The 23626-nt window shown below is 64.2% G+C and carries 19 protein-coding genes; 12 read left to right on the forward strand and 7 right to left on the reverse strand.

The features are described from left to right. Window positions 1-148 precede the first annotated feature (148 nt). The 4 genes from KI612_RS07655 (at window position 149) to KI612_RS19890 (ending at window position 9221) form a co-directional block, all read left to right on the forward strand. The gene (locus tag KI612_RS07655) at window positions 149-2926 is read left to right on the forward strand and encodes a TonB-dependent receptor (RefSeq protein WP_226443221.1); all 2778 of its coding nucleotides are present in this window, start codon (window positions 149-151) and stop codon (window positions 2924-2926) included. 4 nt (window positions 2927-2930) lie between these two features. Then, a complete protein-coding gene (locus KI612_RS07660; protein WP_226443222.1) occupies window positions 2931-4031 on the forward strand; it encodes a cytochrome-c peroxidase in 1101 nt (366 codons plus the stop codon). Then, window positions 4021-6720: a M16 family metallopeptidase gene (locus KI612_RS07665; protein WP_226443223.1), complete on the forward strand. Its 2700-nt coding sequence runs from the start codon at window positions 4021-4023 to the stop codon at window positions 6718-6720. The genes KI612_RS07660 and KI612_RS07665 overlap by 11 nt, the downstream gene beginning before the upstream one ends. A gap of 284 nt (window positions 6721-7004) precedes the next feature. Next, the gene (locus tag KI612_RS19890; RefSeq protein ID WP_319002995.1) at window positions 7005-9221 is read left to right on the forward strand and encodes a methyl-accepting chemotaxis protein; all 2217 of its coding nucleotides are present in this window, start codon (window positions 7005-7007) and stop codon (window positions 9219-9221) included. Between the two features lie 36 nt (window positions 9222-9257). On the opposite strand, the gene KI612_RS07675 is transcribed toward KI612_RS19890, so the two are convergent. The 3 genes from KI612_RS07675 to KI612_RS07685 all read right to left on the reverse strand — a co-directional run bounded on the left by KI612_RS07675 (window position 9258) and on the right by KI612_RS07685 (window position 10913). Then, window positions 9258-9563 (reverse strand): hypothetical protein, encoded by a 306-nt coding sequence (locus KI612_RS07675; RefSeq protein WP_226443224.1) that lies wholly within the window; start codon window positions 9561-9563, stop codon window positions 9258-9260. Continuing rightward, window positions 9560-10405 (reverse strand): archaetidylserine decarboxylase, encoded by an 846-nt coding sequence (gene asd / locus KI612_RS07680; RefSeq protein ID WP_226443225.1) that lies wholly within the window; start codon window positions 10403-10405, stop codon window positions 9560-9562. The genes KI612_RS07675 and asd overlap by 4 nt, the downstream gene beginning before the upstream one ends. A gap of 88 nt (window positions 10406-10493) precedes the next feature. After that, window positions 10494-10913 (reverse strand): VOC family protein, encoded by a 420-nt coding sequence (locus KI612_RS07685; RefSeq protein ID WP_226443226.1) that lies wholly within the window; start codon window positions 10911-10913, stop codon window positions 10494-10496. Between the two features lie 96 nt (window positions 10914-11009). Here KI612_RS07685 and KI612_RS07690 point away from each other — a divergent pair, with 96 nt between their 5' ends. From KI612_RS07690 to KI612_RS07700, 3 genes are all read left to right on the forward strand, one after another. Beyond that, window positions 11010-11705, forward strand: coding sequence for a helix-turn-helix transcriptional regulator (locus KI612_RS07690; protein ID WP_226443227.1), 696 nt, complete (start codon window positions 11010-11012; stop codon window positions 11703-11705). 216 nt (window positions 11706-11921) lie between these two features. After that, complete coding sequence (locus KI612_RS07695; RefSeq protein ID WP_226443228.1) at window positions 11922-12437, forward strand: hypothetical protein; 516 nt, start codon at window positions 11922-11924, stop codon at window positions 12435-12437. 27 nt (window positions 12438-12464) lie between these two features. Further along, the gene (locus KI612_RS07700) at window positions 12465-13430 is read left to right on the forward strand and encodes a hypothetical protein (RefSeq protein WP_226443229.1); all 966 of its coding nucleotides are present in this window, start codon (window positions 12465-12467) and stop codon (window positions 13428-13430) included. A gap of 64 nt (window positions 13431-13494) precedes the next feature. Here the strand turns inward: KI612_RS07700 and rlmF are convergent, their stop codons facing one another. Beyond that, complete coding sequence (rlmF, locus tag KI612_RS07705) at window positions 13495-14517, reverse strand: 23S rRNA (adenine(1618)-N(6))-methyltransferase RlmF (protein ID WP_226443230.1); 1023 nt, start codon at window positions 14515-14517, stop codon at window positions 13495-13497. A gap of 412 nt (window positions 14518-14929) precedes the next feature. On the opposite strand from rlmF, the gene KI612_RS07710 reads away from it, so the two are divergent. After that, window positions 14930-16630, forward strand: a complete 1701-nt coding sequence (locus KI612_RS07710) for an AAA family ATPase (RefSeq protein WP_226443231.1) — start codon at window positions 14930-14932, stop codon at window positions 16628-16630. On the opposite strand, the gene KI612_RS19830 is transcribed toward KI612_RS07710, so the two are convergent. Beyond that, window positions 16627-16758: a hypothetical protein gene (locus tag KI612_RS19830; protein WP_264180830.1), complete on the reverse strand. Its 132-nt coding sequence runs from the start codon at window positions 16756-16758 to the stop codon at window positions 16627-16629. The genes KI612_RS07710 and KI612_RS19830 overlap by 4 nt on opposite strands. On the opposite strand from KI612_RS19830, the gene KI612_RS07715 reads away from it, so the two are divergent. The 3 genes from KI612_RS07715 to KI612_RS07725 all read left to right on the forward strand — a co-directional run bounded on the left by KI612_RS07715 (window position 16757) and on the right by KI612_RS07725 (window position 21370). After that, window positions 16757-18562, forward strand: coding sequence for a sensor histidine kinase (locus KI612_RS07715; protein WP_226443232.1), 1806 nt, complete (start codon window positions 16757-16759; stop codon window positions 18560-18562). The genes KI612_RS19830 and KI612_RS07715 overlap by 2 nt on opposite strands. Next, entirely contained in the window at window positions 18562-19194 is a 633-nt protein-coding gene (locus KI612_RS07720) for a response regulator transcription factor (RefSeq protein ID WP_226444172.1), read from the forward strand. The genes KI612_RS07715 and KI612_RS07720 overlap by 1 nt, the downstream gene beginning before the upstream one ends. A 97-nt stretch (window positions 19195-19291) precedes the next feature. After that, window positions 19292-21370 carry a c-type cytochrome gene (locus KI612_RS07725; RefSeq protein WP_226443233.1) on the forward strand — a complete coding sequence of 693 codons (2079 nt, stop codon included), beginning with the start codon at window positions 19292-19294 and terminating at the stop codon, window positions 21368-21370. A gap of 54 nt (window positions 21371-21424) precedes the next feature. Here KI612_RS07725 and KI612_RS07730 read toward each other — a convergent pair whose 3' ends face one another. Then, window positions 21425-21904, reverse strand: a complete 480-nt coding sequence (locus tag KI612_RS07730; protein WP_226443234.1) for a hypothetical protein — start codon at window positions 21902-21904, stop codon at window positions 21425-21427. An 88-nt stretch (window positions 21905-21992) separates the two neighbouring features. Here KI612_RS07730 and KI612_RS07735 point away from each other — a divergent pair, with 88 nt between their 5' ends. Then, the gene (locus KI612_RS07735) at window positions 21993-22298 is read left to right on the forward strand and encodes an antibiotic biosynthesis monooxygenase family protein (protein WP_226443235.1); all 306 of its coding nucleotides are present in this window, start codon (window positions 21993-21995) and stop codon (window positions 22296-22298) included. 31 nt (window positions 22299-22329) lie between these two features. Here the strand turns inward: KI612_RS07735 and KI612_RS07740 are convergent, their stop codons facing one another. Continuing rightward, a complete protein-coding gene (locus tag KI612_RS07740; protein WP_226443236.1) occupies window positions 22330-23490 on the reverse strand; it encodes an NnrS family protein in 1161 nt (386 codons plus the stop codon). Window positions 23491-23626: the final 136 nt, after the last annotated feature.

Genomic DNA, 23626 nt, shown 5'->3' on the forward strand with positions numbered 1-23626 from the left:
GGTTCCGCTTGCGCGATCTCGTCCGTCAAGTCAGATGAAGGACACGATCGGCCGCCAGGCATTTCCTGTTGGACAGGTGCGTTAGCCAGTTTCGCGTCGCGTCCTTCGTCCCGCTTGGGGATCAATTGCCAACAGGAAACCGACGCTCATGCACAACATCAAACCAGGCCCGTACGCCGGCATTGCCGGCGGTGCCCTCAAACCCCTTGTCTTCGCCCTGCACCTGGCGCTGTGCGGGATTGCCGCCAGCCCGGCCTTCGCGCAGTCGGCGAGCCAGGCCGCCGTGTACGACATTCCGGCCGGGCCGCTCGGCGAGGCGCTCAATCGTTTCGCGCTGCAGGCCGGAGTCGCCATCGTGGTCGACGCGGCAAAACTGCGCGGTTTGCAGAGCCCCGGCCTGCACGGGCGTTACGACGTCGAGGCGGGCTTTGCCGCCTTGCTGCGCCATAGCGGCTACGGGATCAGCAAGACGGCGGCCGGTTACCTGCTCGTTCCCCAGCCTCGGCCGGTAACGGTTGCGCCGAACCGCGAGCACGAGGATCCGATGCTGGCCGAAACGCTGGTCGTCGAGCAGCGCGAGTCGTCCGGCACGACGGTCATCGACCGCCGCGTGATGGATGCGCTGACCGGCGGCAATGGCGACATCACCAGCATCCTGCGCGTCATGCCGAATGTGCAGTTCGACAACAACCAGTTGCACACCGGCCGCCAGGGCGAAATCTCGCCGGCCGACATCAGCATCAACGGCGCCAAGTTCTACCAGAATCTCTACCAGCTCGACGGCATGTCCTTCAACAACGACATCGACCCGGCGAGCGGCGACAAGTCCTCGTCGATCACCGAAGTGACCTCAGCCAGCCAGGGCATGGCGATCGACAGCAGCCTGCTGTGCAAGATCACCGTGCGCGACGCAAATGTCCCGGTCGAGTACGGCGCCTTTACCGGCGGCGTCGTCTCGGCCGACACCTGCGCGCCGACCAAAACCTTTGCCGGCCAGGCCTCGATCGGCACGACCCGCTCGGAGTGGATGGAATACAAGATCGCGCCGGAGCAGCAGGGGACTTACGACAGCACGACCAGTTCGAACTATGCGCGTGCCTTCGACAAGTGGACCTACAAGCTGTCGCTGCAGGGCAAGCCGACCGAGAATCTCGGTCTGATCGGCAGTTTCATCCGGCGCACCTCGACCATCCCGCTCAACGGCGACTCGGCCTACAAGAATGGCGTCGGCGGTACGCCGGAGGAAACCCGGCGTACCGACAATTTCTTCGTCAAGGCCTTCTGGAAGGCGACTCCCGACAACAATGTCGACTTCTCCGTGCAGTACGCGCCGACTGCCGACGATCGTTTCATTTCGGCAATCAAGGACAGTCACTACACCTATAACGCCGGCGGTCTCGGTCTCAACGGCGGCATTGCCAGCCGTTTCGACCACTTCGTGCTCAGCCAGCGCCTGAGCATGACCGAGATGCAAAGCTCGCGCGACGGCGACTCCAGCCTCTACAAGACCTGGCGTTATTCGGCCGATGACAAGAACTGGGGGACGAGCACCCTGAGCAACGAAGGCGGTTACGGCGATGTCGAACAGAAACAGACGGCGCAGAACTACACAGCCAAGATCGACTGGGAGCCGCTCGCACTGTTCGGCACCGAGCACCGCCTGCAGGCCGGTTTCGAACTCGGCCACAAGGAGTCCTATTACAACCGCAAGACGCAGTACGAGTCCTACTACACACCGGCTTCCTACAGCGGCAACTGCCTGCGCGCCGACGGTACGGTCGATCCCTACTGCTCGACGGCCGATACCGCGAACGGCTGGGCCGGACAGTACCTGAAGAGCAAGGTTGTCTATCTGGCCGGCAAGTTCACGGTCAAGGAAGACATGCAGAGCGTTTTCCTGCAGGACGAGATCCGCAAGGGCAATTTCATGGCCCGGCTCGGCCTGCGCTTCGACTCGAGCAGCCTGGCCAAGGATGACACCCTGGCGCCGCGCGCCGCCTTTTTCTACGACCTGTTCGGCGACGGCCGTACGCGCTTCGAGGCCGGCGCCAACCGCTACTACGGGCGCAATTTCATGACCTACTACATGACGGCCAACCGCCTGTCGCTGCAGTCGGCCGTGCTGACCCGGAACAGTCTGACCGACTGGGGGCCGCTGGTGATGAGCACGACGTCCTCGATGTATCACTTCGAGGATCTCAAGGTGCCCTACGACGACGAAGCCATGCTCGCCTTCAAGCAGCGCATCGGCAGCACGCTGCTCGGCATCAAGTACGTCGACCGGCGCAGTCGCGACCAGGTCGTGCGCGTGCTGCGCGCGGCCGGCGATTACTGGTTCGAGAACACCGGCACCAGCAACGCGCAGACCCTGTCGATGACGCTCGAAACGCAGCGCCCGTTCGTGGCCTGGGGAACGCGGACTTCGGTCATGGCCGGGATTGAACAGATCAAGTCGCACACCTCGCACACCGATTACTACACCAGCGACCAGGATTACAACGACAACCGCGGTCTCGATTACATCGTCTACGAAGGCAAGCTGATCAGCCCGATCGACAAGCCGGCCGACAACTACAACCGGCCGTGGACGGGCCGCCTGCTGTTCATGACAGAAATCCCCGCCGCCAACCTGAGCATCGGCAATTTCTTCCGCTATCGCGCCGGTTACCAGAAGGTGGTCCAGAACGGCACCAAGGATGTCGGCGGCGTGACCTATACCAATTACGACCGCAAATCCTTCGACCCGGCGCTGACCTGGGACATGCGCATCAACTGGGACGTGCCGGTGGCGACCCGGGAAAAGCCCTTCGTCATGCTGAGCATCGAGAACGTGCTTAACGCGACCAACGCGATCGAAAACTCCGGTTCCTATCTGATTTACGAAAAAGGCCGCCAGTTCTGGCTGGAAGTCGGTCTCAAATTCTGAGGTGATGATGCATCGAGCAAGCAAACTGTTTTTCCTGGCCGCCGCCTGTCTGTGTTCGGCGGCGGCCTTTTCCGCCGAGCCCTGCCGCCAGGAGGCGGCCTGGGACGTCGCCTGCCTGCGCCAGCGCTATGCCGTGCCGCTCAAGGCCTGGCCGGCACCACGTATCGAGGGCGGTGGCGAGTGGCGGGAAATGGCAGCGGTCAACCCGCCCGATTTGCCCAAAACCGTGCCCTATGCGCTGCTCCGCCTGGGCATCCGGCTGTTCTACGACAAGGCGCTCTCCGACTCGGGGGAAATCGCCTGCGCTTCCTGTCACCGGCCCGACCATGCCTTTGCCGACACGCTGCCGGTGACGCCCGGCCATGCCGGGCGCAAGGGCATGCGCAATGCGCCGGCGCTGGTCGGCGTCAGTCACGCGACCAGCCTGTTCTGGGACGGCCGCTCGCCGACCCTGGAGCACCAGGCGCTCGGCCCGGTGGCCGATCCGGCCGAAATGGCGATGGCGCTCGACAAGCTGCCCGGCAAGCTCGCCGCCATTGCCGGCTACCGCGAGGATTTCCGCCGCGCCTACGGCGACGACGCGGTGACGCTGCCGCGCATCCAGTCGGCGCTGGCCGCCTACGAGCGTACGCTGGTGCCGACGCCGACCCGTTTCGATGCCTTCCTCAAGGGCCAGGCGCAGGCGCTCGACGACAAGGAACTGCTCGGCCTGCACCTGTTCCGCACCAAGGCCGGCTGCATGACCTGCCACCACGGCCCGGCGCTCAGCGACAACAAGTTCCACAATCTCGGCCTGACCTGGTTCGGGCGCAAGTACGAGGATCTCGGGCGCTACAAGGTGACCGGCGACGTCAGGGATGTCGGCAAATTCAGGACGCCGACCCTGCGCAACGTGGCGCAGAGCGGACCGTGGATGCACAACGGCCTGTTCCCGGCACTGCGCGGCATTCTCAACATGTACAACGCCGGCATGCCGCGGCCCAAACCGGTCAACGAAGCCCAGGCGGTCGACCCGCGTTTTCCGGTCAATTCCGAGCTGCTCAAGCCGCTTGATCTGAACGAAGAGGAAATCCGGGCGCTCGAGGCTTTCCTCCATGTCCTGTAAGGCGTTTTGCCTTGCCGTCGTGCTGCTGGGCGCGGCCGGCCTGCTATCCGGCCCGGCGCGCGCCGCCGCGCGGCTTGAGGCGCAGGCGGCGGGCGTCAGCGCGCATGTGCTCGACAACGGCTTCAAGATCATCCTGCTGCCGGTTGCCAATGCCGCCACGGCCCGCGTCGAACTGCTGGTCAAGGTCGGCAGCAAGCAGGAAGGCTACGGCGAAACGGGCATGGCGCACCTGCTCGAACACATGCTGTTCAAGGGCGCCGGCCGGCATGCCGACCTGAAGAGCGCGCTGAACGCGCTCGGCGCGACCTGGAACGGCACGACGACGGTCGAGCGGACCAATTTCTTCGCGACGGTGCGCGCCGACCCCGCCAAGGTCGATGCCCTGATCCGGCTCGAGGCCGACCGTTTCCTGCGGCCGGGCTTCGCGCCGGCCGACCTGGCCAGCGAGATGAGCGTGGTGCGCAACGAGCTGGAGCGCAAGGACAGCGATCCGGACAGCCTGGTGACGCGCGCCCTGCGGCGCCAGAGCTATTTCTGGCACGGCTACGGACGGCCGACCATCGGCGCCCGCAGCGACATCGAAGGGGCGCCGTTCGCCGCGCTGCAGGCCTTTCATCGCCGGTATTACCGGCCCGACAACGCGCTGTTGGTCGTTTCCGGCCAGATCGACGCGGCCCGCGTGCTCGCCCTGGCCGAGGCCGAATTCGGTCATGCCGCGCGGCCGGCAGATCCGCTCCCCGGCAACTGGACGCGCGAAGAGGCGCGGCCGCAGACCAATCGCAGCGAACTGTTCGGCGATGCCGGCAAGGTGATCGCCGCCTCGGCCTGGAAACTGCCGGGCAGCAAGCTGCGCCAGACGCTCGCCATCGAACTGGCGAGTCCGGCCCTGTGCGCCGCCGCCTGGGGAAAACTGCGCCGCGAAGCGGTCGAGGCGCCGGAGGCCGCGCTCGGCATGAGCTGCCATGTCGATGCCTGGCCCGACTACAGCCTGTTCGTGGCGCGGGCCAGTGCCGGCGAACAGGCCGATGCCGACGGACTGGCGCGGCGCATGCACGGGCAGTTGGAAAAAGTTTTCCGGAGCGGGCTTGGCGAAGCGCAACTGGAGCGCACCCGCAGCAAGGCGCTCGCCGCCCTGGCGCGGCTCGGCCAGTCGCACGAGGCGCTGGCGGCGCAACTGGCCGAAGCGGAAGTGGCCGGCGACTGGCGGCTGTTTTTCCGGCGCCGCGAGATTCTTGCCGAACTGACGCTGGACGAGGTCAATGCCGCCCTGCGCACCTGGCTGATCGACATCAACCGCAGCGATGTCCTGCTTCGCCAGGGTGACGGTCGCAAGTTGCCGCCATCGCCGCCCGCCCCGGCGCTCGCCGAACTGGCGGGGCGCGACTGGCCGGTCATCGCCATGAGCGGCGCCGCCTTGCCGGCCTCGTTCGACGAACTGGCCGAACAGGTGGTCAGCCTGCCGCTCCCCGAGGCCGGACAAGCCGCGCTGCTTGCCCGCCAGACGCGCGGCAACCAGGCCTGGCTGAGCATCGCCAACGATTACGGCAATTTGCCTGCGTTGACCGGGCGCCGGGATGCCTGTGCCCTGGCCGGCAGCCTGCTCGCCCAGGGGGGCGGCGGCCTCGGTCGCAACCAGTTCGAGCGTCGCCTGGAAGCCTTGCAGGCGCGGTGGACCCTCGGTCTCGGCGGTCTTTCCCTGGAAGCGCCGCGCGCCAATATCGAGGCGGCACTCGATTTGCTGCTCGCCGCCTGGAAGTCGCCGCTGCTGCCGGCCGCCGAATTCGAAAGTCAGAAGCGGGCGCGCCTGGCCCAGCTGCGGGCCGCGCAGAAGGACCCGGCGCAACTCGCGGCGAATGCCGTCGCCCGGCGTTTCGACAATTACCCGGCCGGCCATCCCTACCAGACGCGCTCGCTGGCGCAGGCGGTCGACGCCGTGGAAAAGGTCGAAATGGACGACGTGCGGGCCTGTCTGGCCGATTTCGGCGGGCGTTCGCAAATCCGCCTGGCCATGGTCGGCGATTTTTCCGAAGCCGATGTCGCAGCAACCTGGGCGCGCCTGCGCGAGCTGCCCGCCGCCAGCCAGCCCTACCAGCGCATCGGCGAAGCGGCGCCGCCGACGGTTGATCGCACGCCGCTCGAGTTCGTCGCGGCCGAGCGCCCGAATGCCGAAGTGCGCGGCCTTGCCTTGTTGCCGATCTCGCCCGACGCCGCCGATTACCCGGCCCTGAAAATCGCCGTCAGCCTGCTCGGCGGCGGCAGCGACAGCCGCATCCGGCAGCGTCTGCGCGAGCGCGCCGGCCTTGCCTACACGGCCGGCGCGACGCTGAGCGGCGGCGATTTCGGGCCGCGCAGCCGCTTGACCGTGAGCAGCAGCGTCGCCAGCGCCCAGGCTGCGGCCGCGCTGACATTGCTCCAGGAAGAAGTGGTGCAGGCCCTGGCCGAGGGCTTCACGGCGGCCGAGGTCGAACGCGCCCAGGCCGCCTGGCAGGAAGCGCGGGCCAGATCGCTGGCCAGCGAAGGCGCGCTGGTCGGGCAATTGCTGCAGGGCATGCAGAGCGGGCGCGATTTTGCCTGGCAGGCCGAGTTCGATCGGCGCATCGCAGCGCTTACGGCCGCGGAAGTGACGGCCGCGCTGCGCCGCCACCTGGCGCCGGCTGCCCTGGTCTGGTCGGTGGCGCGCGGCGAGTGAACGGCGGCTGATTTTGTCGATTTCGGGATGGTCGACCGTCCCGGAGAGCGGAAAATGCTGCCCGCAAGCAGGCTGAAATCCGCTTCCGCAGCAGCGGGAACGCCACCGCCAGCCTGTCTCCTGTTATTCCGATCGCGACGGCGGTCCGCTGCGCGAGATGCAAGCCCGTTTTTGTTGGCCGCGGTGAGCATTTCCACCGGCCGAATTGCGCTGTTTGTTTGATACTCTTGCTTTCTGGCGTGCGTCTCGCCGCGCTTCATTCAAAACAGAAAACCTGGACGATCATGATCTCCCTCGAAAACCTGTCACTCAAAAAATACCTGAACCTCGTTTCCGCGCTGGTTTTTGCGATTCTGGTGCTTGTCGGTGCGGTCGGTATTGCCGCCTTGCAGGGGATTTCCTCGTCGGCTGCGAAAATGGGCGAGGGCAAGGATGTCGTGGCCGATATCCTGCCGCCGCCGCTTTTCATCATCGAGGCGCAGTTGACCGCTTACGACCTTGCAGCGGCATCGGAAGCGCAGCGTCCGAAATTGCTCGAGAAACTGCAGCAGCTGAAGAAAGACTATGTCGCCCGCAACCAGTTCTGGAGCAGTTCGGAACTCAATGCCGATTTGAAGGCAAAACTGCTGGGTGAGCAGAAGACGCAAGGCGAACTGTTCTGGGGCGAGCTGGAGAATGTCTTCCTGCCGGCGCTGGCGGCGAATGACACGGCGCGCATGGAAAGCTCCCTGCGCCAGATGCGCGAGCGTTACGAGGCGCATCGCGTGGGCGTTGAGGCAACCGTTGTCGTCGCCAACCAGTTTGCCGAATCGACCTTGAAGAACCTGACCGATACCAGCTGGCTGGACAGTCTGGCGATGTCGGCGGCGATTGTCATCGGTTGCCTGCTGATCGTGCTGGCCATGCGTTCGCTGTCGTCCACGCTGTTTCGCCGGATTGGCGGCGAGCCGGCGGCAGCCGTGGCCGTGGTCAGCCGGATTGCCGGTGGCGATCTGGGCGGCCGGATCGAGCTGGCGCCGGGTGACTCCTCAAGCATGCTGGCGGCCATGAAGTCGATGCAGGATACCTTGGCCGGCCTGGTCGGCGAAATCCGTGACATGGTGCTGGCCGCCGAACATGGCGATCTCGGGCGGCGGATGGGGCTTGCCGACAAGCAGGGTTTTGGCAGGGAGATCGGTGAGGCGCTGAATCAATTGATGGTGGTGACCGATACCAGTTTGCAGGACGTCTCCCGCGTGGCCGGGGCGCTGGCAGCGGGTGATCTGTCGCAGAAGGTGGATGCGGTTTATCCCGGTGCCTTCGGCCAGACCGCCGGGGCGATCAATGCCACGGTACAGGCCCTGGCGCAGGTGATCGAAGAAGTCAGGGAAATCGTCAATGCCGCTGCGCAGGGCGATTTCAGCCGGCAGATCGATGTGGACAGCAAGCGCGGTTACGCCCGCACCCTGGCCGAACTGCTCAACAGTCTGGGCATCACGGCGCACCAGGCGCTCTCGGATATTTCGCTGGTCGCCCGAACGCTGGCCGACGGCGACTTGCGGCAACGCATCGAAAGGCAGTATCCCGGCTTGTTTGGCGAAACGGCGCAGGGCATCAATACGACGGTCGATAACCTGAAGGAAGTGATCGGCAACGTGGTTGCTGCGGTTGACGCGATCACCACCGCCGCCAAGGAAATTTCAGCTGGCAATGCCGATCTCTCGGTGCGTACCGAAGAGCAGGCTTCCAGCCTTGAGGAAACGGCTGCCAGCATCGAGGAGTTCACCGCAACCGCCCAGCAGAACACGGCGAGCGCCAAGGCGGCGAACGAGCTGGCGATGGCGGCGTCGGAAATGGCGATCAAGGGCGGCGAGGTGGTCAAGGCGTCGGCGGCGACGATGATCGAAATCCAGACCAGTTCGAAGAAGGTCGGCGACATCATCAGCGTCATCGAAGGAATCGCCTTCCAGACCAACATCCTGGCGCTGAACGCGGCGGTCGAGGCGGCACGCGCCGGCGATCAGGGCAAGGGCTTTGCCGTGGTCGCGACGGAAGTGCGGGCGCTGGCGCAACGCTCTGCCACGGCAGCCAAGGAAATCGGCGCATTGATTGCGGATTCGGGAAGCAAGATCGAACGCGGCTCGACGCAGGCACGCGAAGCTGGCGTGCGCATGGAGCAGATTGTCGAGTCGATCGGCAAGGTGACGGCCATCGTCGCCAGCATCAGCCGGGCTTCGAGCGAACAGACCGCCGGGATCGAGCAGGTCAACCAGGCGGTTTCCCAGATGGACGAAGTGACGCAACAGAATGCCGCCCTTGTCGAGGAGGCAGCTGCGGCGGCCGAGTCGCTGGAAGATCAGGCGCAACAACTGCAGGAGCAGGTGGCCCGCTTCAAACTGGATAACAGCCTGTCCGGGCTGGCCAGGCTGGCCAAGCCGCAGCGGACGGCCGGGCGCGAACGCAGCGGCAAGGCCGTACTGTCGGCACCTGCCGACGACAACGCGGAGTGGAATACGATTTGATGACAGGCCGGAAAACGCCGGCCTAAACCGGCCGGCTTAAAGCGCCGACCAGAGGGCCAGCCCGAGGCAGGCCAGCATCAGGTAGCCGGCCAGGCCGCCAAACAGCATCTGGCGATCGTTTTCGCGGCGGCCGAGGGCAAACATTTCGGTGACCGGGACGCGTCGACCGTAACGCGCCTCGCCTTGCTGCCCGGCACGGATCGAAACCAGGGATGCAGCGACTGCAATCAGGAGCAGCAGCGGTACCGGCGTTTGCGTCCACGCCAGCCAGGCGGCCGGCAGCACCAGCGCCAGACCGGTGATGCTGCGGATGATCAGGAGCGGCAGGCGGCGCTGGTTCATGCGGATTCCCCCATCGCCTCGCCCATGCGGATGGCGCGCGTCGGCGCCCAGTCCGGGTTTAAGGCCAGCGTGTCCTTGGGGAAGAGCATGACGACGGTCGAACCGAGCAGGAAGCGGCCCATTTCCTCGCCCTTTTTCAACACGATGTTGCGGTCGTCGTAACGCCATTCGCGCACGACGCCGGGGCGCGGCGGATTGACCTGGCCATGCCAGACGGTGGCCATGCTGCCGACGATGGTGGCGCCAACCAGGGTCAGCACGAAGGGGCCGCTGGCCGTCTCGAAGACGCAGACGACGCGCTCGTTGCGTGCGAACAGGCCGGGCACGCCGCGCGCCGTGGTCGGATTGACCGAGAACAGCGCGCCGGGCACGTAGATCATGCGGCTCAGCTTGCCGTCGCAGGGCATGTGGATGCGGTGGTAATCGCGCGGGCTGAGGTAGAGCGTCGCGAAACTGCCGTTCTCGAATTTCTTGGCCAGTTCGCGGTCGCCGCCGACCAGCGCCGTCGTCGAATAACTGTGGCCCTTGGCCTGGAAAATCTGATCGCGCTCGATGGCGCCGAACTGGCTGATCGCGCCGTCGACCGGGCTGAGAAATGCAGCCTCGGCGAGCGGCCGGGCGCCCGCCTGCAGCGGCCGGGTGAAGAATTCGTTGAAACTCTTGTAGCTGGCGATGTCCGGATTCGCCGCTTCAGCCATATTCACCTTGTAACGGCCGACGAACCAGCGGATGACGCGAGTGGTCAGCGTGCCGGCCTCCTTGCTGGCGAGCTTGCCGGCGAGAATGGTCAGTGCCTGTTTCGGGATCAGGTATTGGGGTAGTACGGCGAGACGGTCGGACACGATGGAAACCGGTAAATTGGCGACCCGCGATTATACGGGTTCGCCGCTTTGCCTCCTATGTCCCTGCCATCTGCAATTGGCGCCGGACTCAGTCCTTCGAATACAGTCCGACCCGGTTGCCTTCGCTGTCGATGAACAGCGCGATATGGCCGATGCCCTTGCCGAGGTCGGTTTTGTCCATGACGACGTGACCGCCGGCGGCCGGGATGCGCGCCAGTACGACGTTAAGATCGGCGCCGCCGTCGAGATAGACGAGCGTGCCGTTGTCGCGCGGTTGCAGTTGCGGCATGGCGACCAGGGCGCCGCTCGGGTAGGGCTCGGCGTAGGGGAAAATGGCCATGGCGATGTCGCCGCAGGTTTCGCGGCGCAATTCGATGGCGAGAATGTCCTGGTAGAAGGCGACGGCCCGGTCGAGGTTGGTGGTGGCGATTTCAAACCAGCGCAGCGGATTGTCCATGATGTTTTCCTTGATGAAATTCAGCGGCGGGATGCCGTTGATGCAGCGCATTCTGGCCGGGGGCTCCTGACAGCATGGTGTCAGGAGGCTTGGCGTGCCCGGCGAAACGGCGTGCTATGCTGAAATTCCCGTTTTTCCCGTCATGACATGCGCCCGGCCGACCGACTGTTCCAGATCATACTTTTGCTGCGCAACGGCCGCGTCGTCACCGCTGCCGCCCTGGCCGAGGTGCTCGAGGTTTCCGAGCGCACCATCTATCGCGATATCGCCGATCTGGTGAAATCCGGCGCGCCGATCGACGGCGAGGCCGGCGTCGGCTATCGCCTGCGCCGTGGTTACCAGGTCCCGCCGCTGATGTTTACCGGCGATGAGCTCGAAGCGCTGGTGGTTGGCGCCAAGCTGGTCCAGGCCTGGGGTGACTCTGCCCTGGGCAAGGCGGCAGCGCAGGCCATGGCGCGCATCGAGGCGGTTTTGCCGCGCGCGCTGGAAGAGCGGGTCGGCGCATCGAGCCGGCGTTTCCTGGCGCTTGACTGCCTGCAACCGGCGCCGCTGCGCGAACCGATGGCCTTGCTACGGGCCGGCATGGAAAGCGGCCGCAAGGTTTCCGTGAGTTATCGGCGGGCCGACGGCGAAGTGTCGCAACGCACGCTATGGCCGCTCGGCCTGGTTTTCTGGGGGCATTGCTGGACGCTCGGCGCCTGGTGCGAGTTGCGACTGTCCTTCCGGACCTTCCGCGTCGACCGTATTTTGGCCGTCGAGCTGAGCGAACAGATTTTCGACGACCGCTACGGCCACCTCTGGCGCGACTACCTGGCGACGGCGCGCGGCGACGGCGAAGCCTAGTCGGTCTTGGTGGCGCAGGATTTCATGTCAAATTGCCCGATATCGCATTCCAGATCAATTTTCAGGATATGGGCGCTGCATTTGGCGCTACCATAAGCCCCCTGTTTTTGCCGAGAAACGATCATGCGCCGGGGCTTTTGCCAATTCCTTGCCGTTTGTTTACTGTCTTTGCTGATTGCCGGGTGTGCCTCGCCGCCGCGTCTTCGTGATGTCAATTTGCTGGCCACCAACGTGGAAAAGACGACGCGTCTGCATTTCGTTTACCGGCAGGTCGAGATGCGTACCGTGTCATCGACCCGTTATGGCCAGGGCGCGCCGGTCGTGGATACCGGGTTCGCCGGATTCGGCAAAGTCCTGGTCGGGCAGGCTCCCCAGGCTTTCGCCGGCCACCGGGTGACGGTGCTTTCTGCGGCCGTGGTCGGTGGTTCCGAAATTCTGCCGGTCAATTCGCCGGCCGCCGGGGTCGAGCCGGCACCGGTGCTGTTGATTGTCCCGGTCAGCGGCAGTACGCAGGCCAATCGCCAATCGACCCGGACCAGTTATGTGTTTGCCGTGCAGCTAACGGATCCGCAAAGCCGGCGTCTGCTCTGGAAGGCGACGATAGATACCAGCACATGGGCCGGCAACGATTTCGTGATGAAGAGTTTCGAAAAAACCGAGTACGACGACAAGTACGCCTTGCAACTGCTGCAGGCGGTTGCCGAACAATTGGCAGTGGCCGGCCTGATTTGATGGTGCCGGCCGGAACGGGAGGAAATCATGCTTGAAAAAACGGGCTGTCTGCTGTTTGCCCTGTTGCTCGCCGCCAGGGCGTCTGCAGCCGATGTTGCCGTACCGGAAAACCTGGTTGTAGGCTGGATCGATTCGCCGGATGCGCTGGCCCAGGTCGGCTACTGTGTGCCGGATATCAGCCCGGCAAAACTGGAGGAAATCCGGGGCGGAGCGGCCAAGGGGAGCGTTGTGAATTATCGCAGGGGGGCGGACAAAACCCCCTATCTGATCGCCAGCGGCGACCGCTTTGCCTGCATAGACCGCAATGGCAACGGCAAGCCGCTCCTGCCGGCCCGCCTGTTCAGCAAGATGCTGAGCCTGGAGGGGGCAAGCGAGCAGACTGCCAACGACTTGCGGCTGAGTCTCGCCCAGCAGGTGGCGCAACGCGGCATGGCTGATGCGCTGGTGAAATTTTCCAATGGCAATGCCCTGGAGATCATGATCCTGGTCGCCGAAGATGCGCCCGTCGAATTCCTCTATTCGACCAACTTTCTCAAGGCCGGTGCCTACGACGAGAGCAAGTACCGTTTTGTTGCCTCCGGTCCGATCAAGTCGTTTTCCTCCATGGCCTATGGTGCATCCTCCCGGCGCGCCGTTGGTATTCTGCAGGATGAGCCGGCGCCCCGCCCGTTGCGTGGCGAGTACTTGCTGGCCAAGGGCAGCAGCGCTACCGGCGACTATCGTTTTGCCGGCAGCACCTGGCGCTTCAACAACGGTTCTTCCATTTATCTTGCGCCAGGCGGGAATGTCAGCTTCCGGCCTACGGCGGGCGACGAAAAGACCGGTTCCTGGACGGTCGACAACGGCGTCCTCTATTTCAGCTACGGGCAGGTTTATGGTTCGGCGACGCTGGCCGATGGCGACAAGCTGGCCGTCGATTTCAGGAGTCCCGTCTCGGGCCCGGAGAAGAAGGAACGGCGCTGGACGGCCCGCCTGGATAAAGGCGGATTCTGACGCGCCTCACGGCGAGCGCTGAGGCAGCGTTCGCTCGTTGCGTGCCATCGCTGTGCGCTGAAGCCTAGCCGGCGTTCTCGCTAACCGGGAAACGCGGTGCCTGCGGGGTTTCAGGGGGCGCAACCGACCAGCGTTCCTTGCGCCACTTCTCGCGTTCGCCGTTGCCGCAGAAGGTCCAGGCGACGAAGCGGCTCTGCTTCTGTCCCTGGGCCATGGCGATGGTGCGCGATTCGACGACTTTCGCCTTTTTCAGCGCGGCTTCGATATGCACCAGGTTATCGGCCTGTGAGACCAGGCTGGTGAACCACATGACGCGCTTCGGGATGTTGGCGCTCTGCTCGATCATGTTCTTGACGAAGGCGCGCTCGCCGCCATTGCACCACAGCTCGGTGCCACCGCCGCCGAAATTGAGGCGCGGCTGCTGCACGGCGCCCTTTTTCGCGCCGGGCTTGTTGAGGTTGTTCCACTTGCGCTGGCTGACCGCATGCACGTCATCCGGCGAATTGTGGAAGGGCGGGTTGCAGATGCTCAGTTCGAAGTTTTCGCCGGAGCGCAGCAGGCCGGTGAAGATGTTTTCCCAGACCGGCTGGTGGCGCAGTTCGACCATACCGGTCAACTGCTCGTTTTTGCCCAAAATCATTTGCGCATTGGCCAGCGCCGTTTCGTCGATATCGACGCCGAGGAAGTGCCAGCCGTATTCGGCGGCACCGATCAGCGGATAGACGCAGTTGGCGCCGACGCCGATGTCGAGCACACGCACGCCGGCGCCGGTCGGGATCGTTTTCTTGTTGCAGGTCGCGAGCAGGTCGGCGGCGTGGTGGATGTAGTCGGCGCGGCCGGGAATCGGCGGACAGAGGTAGCCGGCCGGGATTTCCCAGCCCTTGATGCCGTAATGCAGGGCGAGCAGGGCGCGGTTGAAGGCCTTGACGGCGCTCGGATTGGCGAAATCGATGCTCGGCGTGCCTGCCTTGGTGGTGATCACGAACTTGACCAGACCGGGCGCGACGGCCGTCAGCGCGGCGAAATCGTAGCCGGCCGCATTCTTGTTGCGCGGGTGCAGTCCGGGTTTCTGGGCGGGTGTGGTCATGCGCGTTCCGATCATTTTGCTGGGGGCGGAGTATCCCACGGAACGATCCTTGAAACCTCAGTTGACCGCTTGTCCATCCCAGGGAAATCTCATGAGCGCTGATTTGAGTGCCTTCGATACCATTGATCCAATGGGTGCGAGCGCTACGTGGCTGCTGGCACGTCTGGGCGGGCGCCCAGCTTTGTCGCTCCTCCTTGCAGGCATGAGCCTGCCGCGTCGTCGCTTCGCGCTGGCCATCCCGCCCAAATGCACCAACAGCCGCGTCCAACCAAGGTTTCAAGGATCATTGTTACAAGAACGACAAGCCGCCTTTCTTGCCAACTGTTTGTTTTTTTGCTGTTTTTACACGTCGACCGCTGGGCATGAAATTCGCTGCATATTGCGAATTCGTCCCCCACGGAGTCTTCCCATAATGAAACTGCAAATCGAACGCCCGCATATCGAGGCGATGATCCAGGCTTTTCCGCGTCTTGATTTTGTCCGGGAGCAATTGCGCTTCGGCAACAAGGTCGAACTTTCCTTCAGCCAATTGACTGACGAGGAACTCGCCTTCCTCGAAGATTTGTATGCCAGGGGCGGGCCGGAGCTGCGGGCGCGCGGCGCGCAGATCGCCACCTTGCAGAAGGCGATGCGCGAGGGCGGCCGGCGTTTCGAGCCGGAGGAGCTGGAAATGGCGGTGCCGGCCATCGCCCGCTACCTGGCCGAAGGTTCGACGCGCGGCTGGGTGTTTTCGGCGACCATCACCGGCAAGCCGCTGGCCTACGTGGTGACGCGCCTCGACTACACGCCGCCGTCGGAAGAGGAAACTGGCAAGATCTTTGTAGAACTCAAAGCCAATGCCCGCGCCCGCATGGCGACGGCGACGGTGCGCATCACCGGGCCGGACATCGCCGGTCGCAATATCGCCGAAATCCTCGCCGCCAAGGGCTTTGTCAAGGAAACGCCGGAACTGCTGCAAAGCTACGACGAAGGCGCGGCGCGCTATTTCGACTGGCGGGCGCAGTACGGCGCGCAGTTCGCCGGCACCGGCGTCGGCTATTTCGCCGAGAATCCGACGGCGACGCATCGCGATACCGATTACACGCGCAAGGACATGATCATCTTGTCTTCGACCGGCAGCCCGTCGCGCCTGGTCAACGATGAAAGCATCCTCGGCGAGCGCGTGCTGGCACTCGATGCGACCGGCGACATCATGGCCAAGTTCGTGCGCCGCGTCGCACGCAATTCGCGCCTCTCCAACAAGGAGGAGGCGGAGGTCGAGGAAACCCAGGCCAGCATGCCGAAGGGGATGTTCACCGAACTGCCGGTGCATTTCTACATCCTGATGTTCCACCTCGAACTGCACCATTACGTCTGGGTGCATGTGGACGACATGGAACCTTATGTCTACCAGCCGGAACTCAAGGACAAGCTGGTGCTGCCGCCCGAGCAGACCGACCTGATCGACATCCTGACCGCCGAGATGGATGTGCTGATGGACGACATCGTCGCCGGCAAGTCGGGCGGCACGACGGTGCTCTGCGCCGGGCCGGCCGGGGTCGGCAAGACGCTGACGGCCGAGGTGTACTCGGAAATCATCAAGCGCCCGCTGTATCGCGTGCATTCCGGGCAACTGGGGCTCAATGTCGCGGCCATGGAAGTGGCGCTCAAGGAAGTGCTGACCCGCGCCCAGCGCTGGGGCGCGGTCATGCTCATCGACGAGGCCGACGTGTACATCAAGAAGCGCGACGACAACATCACGATGAATGCCGTGGTCGGCGTCTTCCTGCGCGTGCTGGAATATTTCAATGGCTTGCTCTTCCTGACCACCAACCGGGTCGATGACATCGACGAAGCCATCGTTTCGCGCTGCATCGCGCTGATCAAGTTTCATCCGCCGACACGCGCCGACCGGCGCAAGATCTGGGGCGTCATGAGCGAGCAGTTCGGCTTGCCCGTCGCGCCGGAGCTGCTCGAACGCCTGCCCGACATCTTCCCGGAGGCGACCGGGCGCGACATCAAGGGGCTGGCCAAGCTGGTCGCCAAGTACTGCAACCAGAAACAGGTGGCGCCGGGCGTCGATGTCTTCCGGCGCTGCTCGATGTTCCGCGGCATGGAGGTGGTCGAGGCTTAGGCGGTCTTCGCTTCCGGCAGCGAGGCGGCGATCGGCGAGCCGTCCCGCTGCTGGCGGGGCTCGATTGCGTTGTTCGTCCGCTCGTTGGGTGAATTTCCCGATGCGGCGTTGTTAGAATCGGGCCCCATGAACAGTCCAGCTGCGCGATTCTTCCGGCGTCTCTTTCCGGCCATGCTCCTGCTTGCCGCCGCCGTCCAGGCGCAGGAGAGCGTGCGGATCGGCGTCCTTGCCTGGCAAGGGCTGGAAGAAGCCGAAGTGCACTGGTCGTCGCTGGCCGGACAACTCGAGAAACGCCTGCCCGGCAAACGCGTCGAGCTCATCCATACCGATCTGGCCGGCATGGCGGCGGCCCTGCGGGCGCGGGAGCTGGATTTCGTCATGACCAATCCCGGGCATTACGTGATGCTGGAAGCGGAAACCGGCATTTCCCGGATTGCCACGCAGGTCGGCAGCGGCTTCGCCGATCCCGCGCATGTGGTCGGGTCGGCTGTGGTCGTCAGGCGGGAGCGACAGGATATCCGTTCCCTGGAGGACTTGCGCGGCAAGCGCCTGGCTGCCGTATCCCCCGATGCCTTCGGCGGTTACCAGGTGATCTGGGCCGAACTGCGGCGGGCCGGCCTCGATCCGGAGCGCGGCCAGGTCGCGCTGCAATTCACGGATTTCCCGATGGCGCGCGTGATCGATGCCGTGCGCAAGGGTGAGGCTGATGCAGGCGTGCTGCGTGCCTGCCTGCTCGAATATCTCGAGCGCGAAGGTGTTTTGCCGCCCGGCGAGTTGCAGGTCGTCGCCGTCCGGTCGACGTCCTCCCCGTGCCAGGTTTCGTCGCCGCTCTATCCGGGTTGGGCCTTTGCCGCGGCAGCCGGGACGCCGCCGGCGCTGGCTCGCGATGTCCTGCTCGCCTTGCTGTCACTGGCGCCGGATGCGACCGGATCGTCGTGGAGCGTGCCGGCCGATTACCACGCCGTCTACGCGCTGTTTCGCGAGTTGCAGATCGGTCCCTACGCGGTATTGCGCGAGACCGCCTGGTCTTCCCTGGCGCGCCGCTACTGGCCGTGGCTGGTCGGACTGCTCTGCCTGATGCTGGCCGGGGGCGCCTATACCTTGCATGTCGAGCACCTGGTTCAGCGTCGCACCCGCGAGCTGAGCCGGGCTCTCGACGAACGGCATCGTCTCGAAGCGACCCTGCAGGCCGGACAGCAGCAGATGGAGCACCTGTCGCGCCTGTCGATTCTTGGCGAACTGGCCGGCACGCTGGCGCATGAACTGAACCAGCCGCTGGCGGCGATCGGCAATTACGCCCGCAGCCTGTTGCGCCGGCAGCAACGTGACCAGTTGTCGGCGTCCGCTCTGCAGCAGGCGGCGGAAGAGATTGCCGGCGAGTCCGAGCGTGCCGCCGGCATTCTCGCCGGCATTCGCGCCTTTGCCCGCAAGCGCGCGCGGGTCCGCGAAATCTGCGACATGGCCGAACTGGTCCGCGAAGCTGCCGGGTTGATGCGCGGCATGACGGCCGGCGGCCCCAAGATCGAACTGCTGGATGCCTTGCCCGAGCAGCAGCGGCATGTTTGCGTCGATCCCCTGCAGATTCAGCAGGTCTTGCTCAACCTCTTCAAGAATGCCTGGGATGCCCAGCAAGGCGTGCATGTCGAGGCCCCGATCGAAGTGACTTTGCAGGTCGTCGATACGACCTGCCGGATTGCCGTGCGCGACCATGGCGTCGGTCTGGCACCGGAGGTGGACGCGCACCTGTTCGAAGCCTTTTTTACAACCAAACCGGAGGGGCTGGGCTTGGGATTGTCGATTTGCAAGACCATCGTCGAGGCGCATGCCGGCGAAATGCAGGCGCTGCCCGCCGCGCCCGGTCCCGGCACGGTATTCTGGTTCAGCTTGCCGCTGGTCGCCGCCGGCGCCGCGGCGTCGGGAGAGGAAAAATGATGGCAGGGAAGGATGTACCGGTCATTCACGTGGTTGACGACGAAGCGCCGTTTCGCCGTTCCTTGTTGTTCCTGCTTGAATCGATGGGCTGGACTGCCGTCGGGCACGAATCGGCGGAAGCCTTCATGCAGGCCGCCCCGGCCTTTCCGGCGGGCGGCGGCTGCCTGGTCCTCGATATCCGGATGCCGCGTCTCAGCGGCCTGGAGTTGCAGCGCCGCCTGCAGGCCGGCGGCTCGCCCTTTCCCATCATCTTCATGACCGGGCATGGCGACGTCGAACTGGCCGTCCAGGCGATGAAGGCGGGGGCGATCGATTTCCTGCAGAAGCCGTTCAAGGACCAGTTGTTTCTCGATACGGTCGAGCGCGCCGTGCATATCAGTTGCGAGCGTTACCTGGAAACGCGCCGGCATCAGGAAGCGCAGCAGGTGCTTGAGCGCCTGTCGGTGCGCGAACGCGAGGTTGCCCGCCTGCTGGCGCAGGGCCTCGCCAACAAGGAAGTCGCTCGCCTGCTCAAGATCAGCGACAACACGGTTCACGTCCATCGCCAGCATGTCATGGAAAAAACCGGTACCGGCAGTGCCGCCGAACTGGCGCGCCTCATCCTGCGGGCTGATCCGGGCGGTCTCGACTAATCGGTTTCGGCTATTGCGCTAAACGGACTCCCGGATGGCGGAGTAGCACCGGGCTCCCTAGACTTGCTCCCAAACAAGTCAAAGAGGGAGTATCAGCATGATGAGCAAAAAATCCGGACAGCCGGCGGCTGTTCAAGCACTGGGAAAATACTTGCGCAAGGTGCTGCGCAACTGCGTCGGCATGGGCCTGGCGCTGGCCGTTTCGGCGGCCGCGGCGGCCGATGCGACGAGCCTGGAACGCGGGCGTTACCTGGCGCAACTGGGCGATTGCGTCGCCTGCCACACGGCGGAGAAAGGCACGCCGATGGCCGGCGGCCGGGCCCTCGAAACGCCCTTCGGCAAGCTCTACTCGACCAATATCACGCCGGACAAGGAAAGCGGCATCGGCGGCTACAGCTTCGCGCAGTTCGATCGCGCCATGCGCAAGGGGGTTGCGGCAGATGGCCACAATCTCTACCCGGCGATGCCTTATCCGTCCTATGCCAAGATGAGCGGCGAGGACATGCAGGCCCTCTACGCCTACCTGATGCAAGGTCTGCCGGCGGTCAAGCAGGAGAACAAGCCGAGCGAAATGGCATGGCCGTTCAGCATGCGCTGGGGCCTGGCGATCTGGAACTGGTTCTTCCTCGACGACACGCCTTATCAGGCAAATACGACCCAGGACGCGGTCTGGAACCGTGGCGCCTATCTGGTGCAGGGTCTCGGCCACTGCGGCGCCTGCCATACGCCGCGCGGCATCGCCTTCCAGGAAAAGGCGATGAGCGACGCCGGCGCGAAGGGCGAGTACTTCCTCGCCGGTGAAACCGTCGAATCCTGGCGGGCGCTCAGCCTGCGCAACCTGTGGACGGTCGAGGATACGGCGCTGTTTCTGAAAACCGGGCAGAACCGCTTTGCGACGGCTTCGGGCAGCATGACCGAAGTCATTTCGCACAGCACGCAACATATCAGGGACGAAGACCTGACGGCCATCGCCACCTATCTGAAATCCCTGCCGCCCGGCCCCTATGACAAGCCGATTCAGGCTGCCACGGCAAAGCCGGTGGCGCTCGCCAGGGTTCCGGAAACCTTGTTTACGACGCGCGGCGGCCTCGGTTACATCCAGTTCTGCGGCGATTGCCATCGCGCCGATGGCGGCGGTGTGGACAAAATCTTCCCGACCCTGGCCGGCAATCCGACGGTGATTTCGAAGGATGCCTCGACGCTGGTGCACATCATTCTGACCGGCGGCCAGACGGCGGCGACGGCGACGCATCCGCGGGTGTTCACGATGCCCGCCTTTGCCCGCCTGGGCGACAGGGAGCTGGCCGAAATCCTCAGTTTTGTGCGCGCCAGCTGGGGTGATGGCGCCCCACCGGTCGACGTCGCTACAGTGAGCAAAATGCGCGCCGAACTCGATCCCAAGACGACCGATTCGAGCAAGTTCGACACGCCGCGCCTGGCCGACATGCTGGCCGCGGCCAATGCCGAGCAACTGGTGCGCGGCATGCGCCTCAACCTGGAAACGCGGACCCTGTTGCCCGATCATGTCGGCGATCAACTCAATTGCACGAGCTGTCACCTGAATGCCGGTACCGTGGCCGACGGTTCGCCCTATGTCGGCGTCTCCGCCTTCTTCCCGAGCTACGGGGCGCGGGCGGGCAAGATCATCACGCTGGAAGAGCGCATCAACGGCTGTTTCCGTCGCTCGATGAACGGCAAGCCGCTGGCCAAGGACTCGCCCGACATGCAGGCGATGGTTGCCTACTTTGACTGGATGAAGCGCGAAACCAAGCCTGAGGACAAGGTGGCGGGACGCGGTATCGGCAAGATCGACAAGAAAATCGTGCCCAACAGCGAAAACGGCAGGAAAATCTATGCCGATCAATGTGCGATCTGCCACGGCGAGAACGGCGAGGGGTTGAAGAATGCCGCCGGCCAGATGGTCTACCCGCCGCTGTGGGGTGACGAGTCCTTCAACATCGGCGCCGGCATGGCCCGCACCTATACGGCCGCCGCCTTCGTCAAGCGCAACATGCCGATCGGCTTCCACGACAAGTTCCCGCTCGGCCAGGGCGGTCTCTCCGATCAGGAAGCGGTCGATGTCGCCGAATATTTCAGTCACCAGCCGCGCCCGGACTTCCCGGACAAGGTCAAGGACTGGCCGAAGGATCCCAAGCCGAGCGACGCCCGTTATTGATTACGCCACGCTGCTTTCATTTGTAACAGCCGCTCCCTCCGGGGGGCGGCTTTTTTAACCCGGCAGTCCTTGCATGCTCAAGCGGGTTTCTTCCAGCAGAGCAGCAACGACCGAGCCACCAACAGCATCTTCCGGATCCATGGCGATGACGCGGGCTATCATGTCAGCTGCCAAGGGCAACTGGTCGCTGCGCAGATGCACGAAGGCCAGGCCTTTGAGTGCAGCGAGGGCATTGCCCGGGGCGGATTTCCAGAGCCGCCAGTCAGCCGGCAAGCCAGCGAGTGCGGCGGCTGCCTCCAGCCAGTTGCGGGCAGCGGGCAGGGCTTTGTCGAATTGTCGACAGCGGTTGTAGTGTTTGACCAGGCAGCGATGCGCGGGAAGCGTCTGCGGTGCCAGCGCCAGGACTGCGAGAAAGCTGCGTTCGGCCAGCGCCGGATCGCTAAAATGGGCGGCAACTCCTTGTTGCAAAAGCAGATCGATCTCGGGTGGCAGTTTGCCGAAGTCGAGCTTTTCATCGTCGTCGTCAGGTGTCATGTGCGAAGCTTCCTTCTGTTGCGGTCGGGTGGCACGGAATAAGCAACAAGCGTGCACGAGCCGTTTCAATCTTTACTCAGGAGGTCGCATGTTTCTCGCAATGAACCGTTTTCGCATCGCACTCGGCAAGGAAGATGCCTTTGTCGAGCACTGGCGCAATCGCAACAGTTATCTCGGCGAAGTGCCGGGTTTCATCAGTTTCAACCTGCTGCGCGGCGACACCAACGCAGAGCGCACCTTGTTTGCCTCGCACACGATTTGGGAATCGGAACAGGCCTTTGCCGACTGGACGCAGTCCGAGGCTTTCCGCAAGGCGCACATGGCGGCCGGCCATTCGCCGCGCGATTTCTACCTCGGGCTGCCGCTGCTCGAATTGTTCGAAGCCGTGCTCTGAGCGGTCGACGGCCTTTTTGCGGCAAAAACCGTCAGTGTTCCTTGCCGTCGATGCGCGGCTGCAGCAGGGCGGGAACGTGGCGGATGGCGAGAATGGCGTAGCAGGCAAACCAGCAGGCGGCGGCGAGCTGGATCCAGAGAAGGTAGAGGGCAGGATAAAGCTGCGGCAGCACGATGCGTAGTGCGAGCGCGCCGAGCATGATGTACAGCGTCGCCTTGTCGAGCGTATCAAAGACGACCTTGCGCCCGGTGTGGCCCTGGCTGATGCGGATCAGCATGGCCGGAATGACGCAGCCCATGGCGCCGAAGGTGAATAGGTGCACCGAGACACTGCCGACCCAGACGAAATTGACGACATGACCCAGCGCTTCGATCAGCAACTGGCCGACGATGGCCAGGTAGCCGACGTACATGATGCCGATGTCGATGCGGCGCAGCGCGAGCTGCGGTTTCCAGAACACGAAGCGGATGCCGAGCAGCACGGCGAGCGTCAGCGAGAGCGCAGCGGTCAACGGTCGTGGCAGGGCCATTTCCATGACCAGGATCAGGCCGAGCAGCTTGATCGCCATGTCCAGTAGCGGGTGGCGCAGGATCTGCGCCTGGAAGGCCGCTTTCATGAACCCGGTCAGCGTGCGTTCGAGCATGACGAGAAAGGCGAGGCGGAAGAGCCCCATGCTCATGCTGTAGCCGGCCGTGAAGTTGTCACCGTTGAGCATCAGGTACTTGGCGACCAGGAAGGCGGGCAGGATGATCAGGAAAAAGGCGTTGTCGCGGTAGCTGTCGCGTGCCCGGTGACGGATCAGCGTCCACATCAGCATGCCGCTGATACAGCCGAGGAAGGCGTTGTTGGAGAGCAGGAAGAGGGCGCGCGGCCAGGCGCCGCCGCAACTCATGCCGAGGCGCTCGAACAGCCAGGCGGCGGCGAGCAGCATCAGGGCCGGGCCGTGATAGCCGCGGATATTCACCCAGTTCTTGGTCGAGGTCAGCAGGAAACCGCCGAGCACCGCCCAGCCGAAACCGAAGAACATCTCATGGGCGTGCCACTGGACCGGTGTGAAGGCATTGTCCGGTGCCGCGAGCAGGCCGCTGAAAATCAGCGCCCAGGCAACCGGCAAGGTCATGCCGGCGAGGCAGGCGAGGGTGAAGAATGGACGAAAGCCGGCCAGCCAGAGTGGATGTTTCGCGAGTTGCATGTTTGAACCTTTCGGGATGGCGGGTGCCTGTTGTATTGAGTTTAGCGACAGACGCCCGTCACATCTTTGATTTATCCCGTGCTCGTCGAGCAAGAGCCTTCACATTCGCGTAAAATTCCGGGCTTAGTCAGGCGCG

Source organism: Quatrionicoccus australiensis (genome assembly GCF_020510525.1).
In the GTDB taxonomy this organism is placed as follows: Bacteria; Pseudomonadota; Gammaproteobacteria; order Burkholderiales; family Rhodocyclaceae; genus Azonexus; species Azonexus australiensis_B.

Excerpts from the sequence above, each read along its gene's own strand:
- KI612_RS07655 (WP_226443221.1), top strand. The coding sequence starts at position 149 with ATGCACAACATCAAACCAGGCCCGTACGCCGGCATTGCCGGCGGTGCC.
- KI612_RS07660 (WP_226443222.1), top strand. The coding sequence starts at position 2,931 with ATGATGCATCGAGCAAGCAAACTGTTTTTCCTGGCCGCCGCCTGTCTG.
- KI612_RS07665 (WP_226443223.1), top strand. The coding sequence starts at position 4,021 with ATGTCCTGTAAGGCGTTTTGCCTTGCCGTCGTGCTGCTGGGCGCGGCC.
- KI612_RS19890 (WP_319002995.1), top strand. The coding sequence starts at position 7,005 with ATGATCTCCCTCGAAAACCTGTCACTCAAAAAATACCTGAACCTCGTT.
- KI612_RS07675 (WP_226443224.1), bottom strand. The coding sequence starts at position 9,563 with ATGAACCAGCGCCGCCTGCCGCTCCTGATCATCCGCAGCATCACCGGT.
- KI612_RS07685 (WP_226443226.1), bottom strand. The coding sequence starts at position 10,913 with ATGCGCTGCATCAACGGCATCCCGCCGCTGAATTTCATCAAGGAAAAC.
- KI612_RS07690 (WP_226443227.1), top strand. The coding sequence starts at position 11,010 with ATGCGCCCGGCCGACCGACTGTTCCAGATCATACTTTTGCTGCGCAAC.
- KI612_RS07700 (WP_226443229.1), top strand. The coding sequence starts at position 12,465 with ATGCTTGAAAAAACGGGCTGTCTGCTGTTTGCCCTGTTGCTCGCCGCC.
- rlmF (WP_226443230.1), bottom strand. The coding sequence starts at position 14,517 with ATGACCACACCCGCCCAGAAACCCGGACTGCACCCGCGCAACAAGAAT.
- KI612_RS07710 (WP_226443231.1), top strand. The coding sequence starts at position 14,930 with ATGAAACTGCAAATCGAACGCCCGCATATCGAGGCGATGATCCAGGCT.
- KI612_RS07715 (WP_226443232.1), top strand. The coding sequence starts at position 16,757 with ATGAACAGTCCAGCTGCGCGATTCTTCCGGCGTCTCTTTCCGGCCATG.
- KI612_RS19830 (WP_264180830.1), bottom strand. The coding sequence starts at position 16,758 with ATGGGGCCCGATTCTAACAACGCCGCATCGGGAAATTCACCCAACGAG.
- KI612_RS07720 (WP_226444172.1), top strand. The coding sequence starts at position 18,562 with ATGGCAGGGAAGGATGTACCGGTCATTCACGTGGTTGACGACGAAGCG.
- KI612_RS07725 (WP_226443233.1), top strand. The coding sequence starts at position 19,292 with ATGATGAGCAAAAAATCCGGACAGCCGGCGGCTGTTCAAGCACTGGGA.
- KI612_RS07730 (WP_226443234.1), bottom strand. The coding sequence starts at position 21,904 with ATGACACCTGACGACGACGATGAAAAGCTCGACTTCGGCAAACTGCCA.
- KI612_RS07735 (WP_226443235.1), top strand. The coding sequence starts at position 21,993 with ATGTTTCTCGCAATGAACCGTTTTCGCATCGCACTCGGCAAGGAAGAT.
- KI612_RS07740 (WP_226443236.1), bottom strand. The coding sequence starts at position 23,490 with ATGCAACTCGCGAAACATCCACTCTGGCTGGCCGGCTTTCGTCCATTC.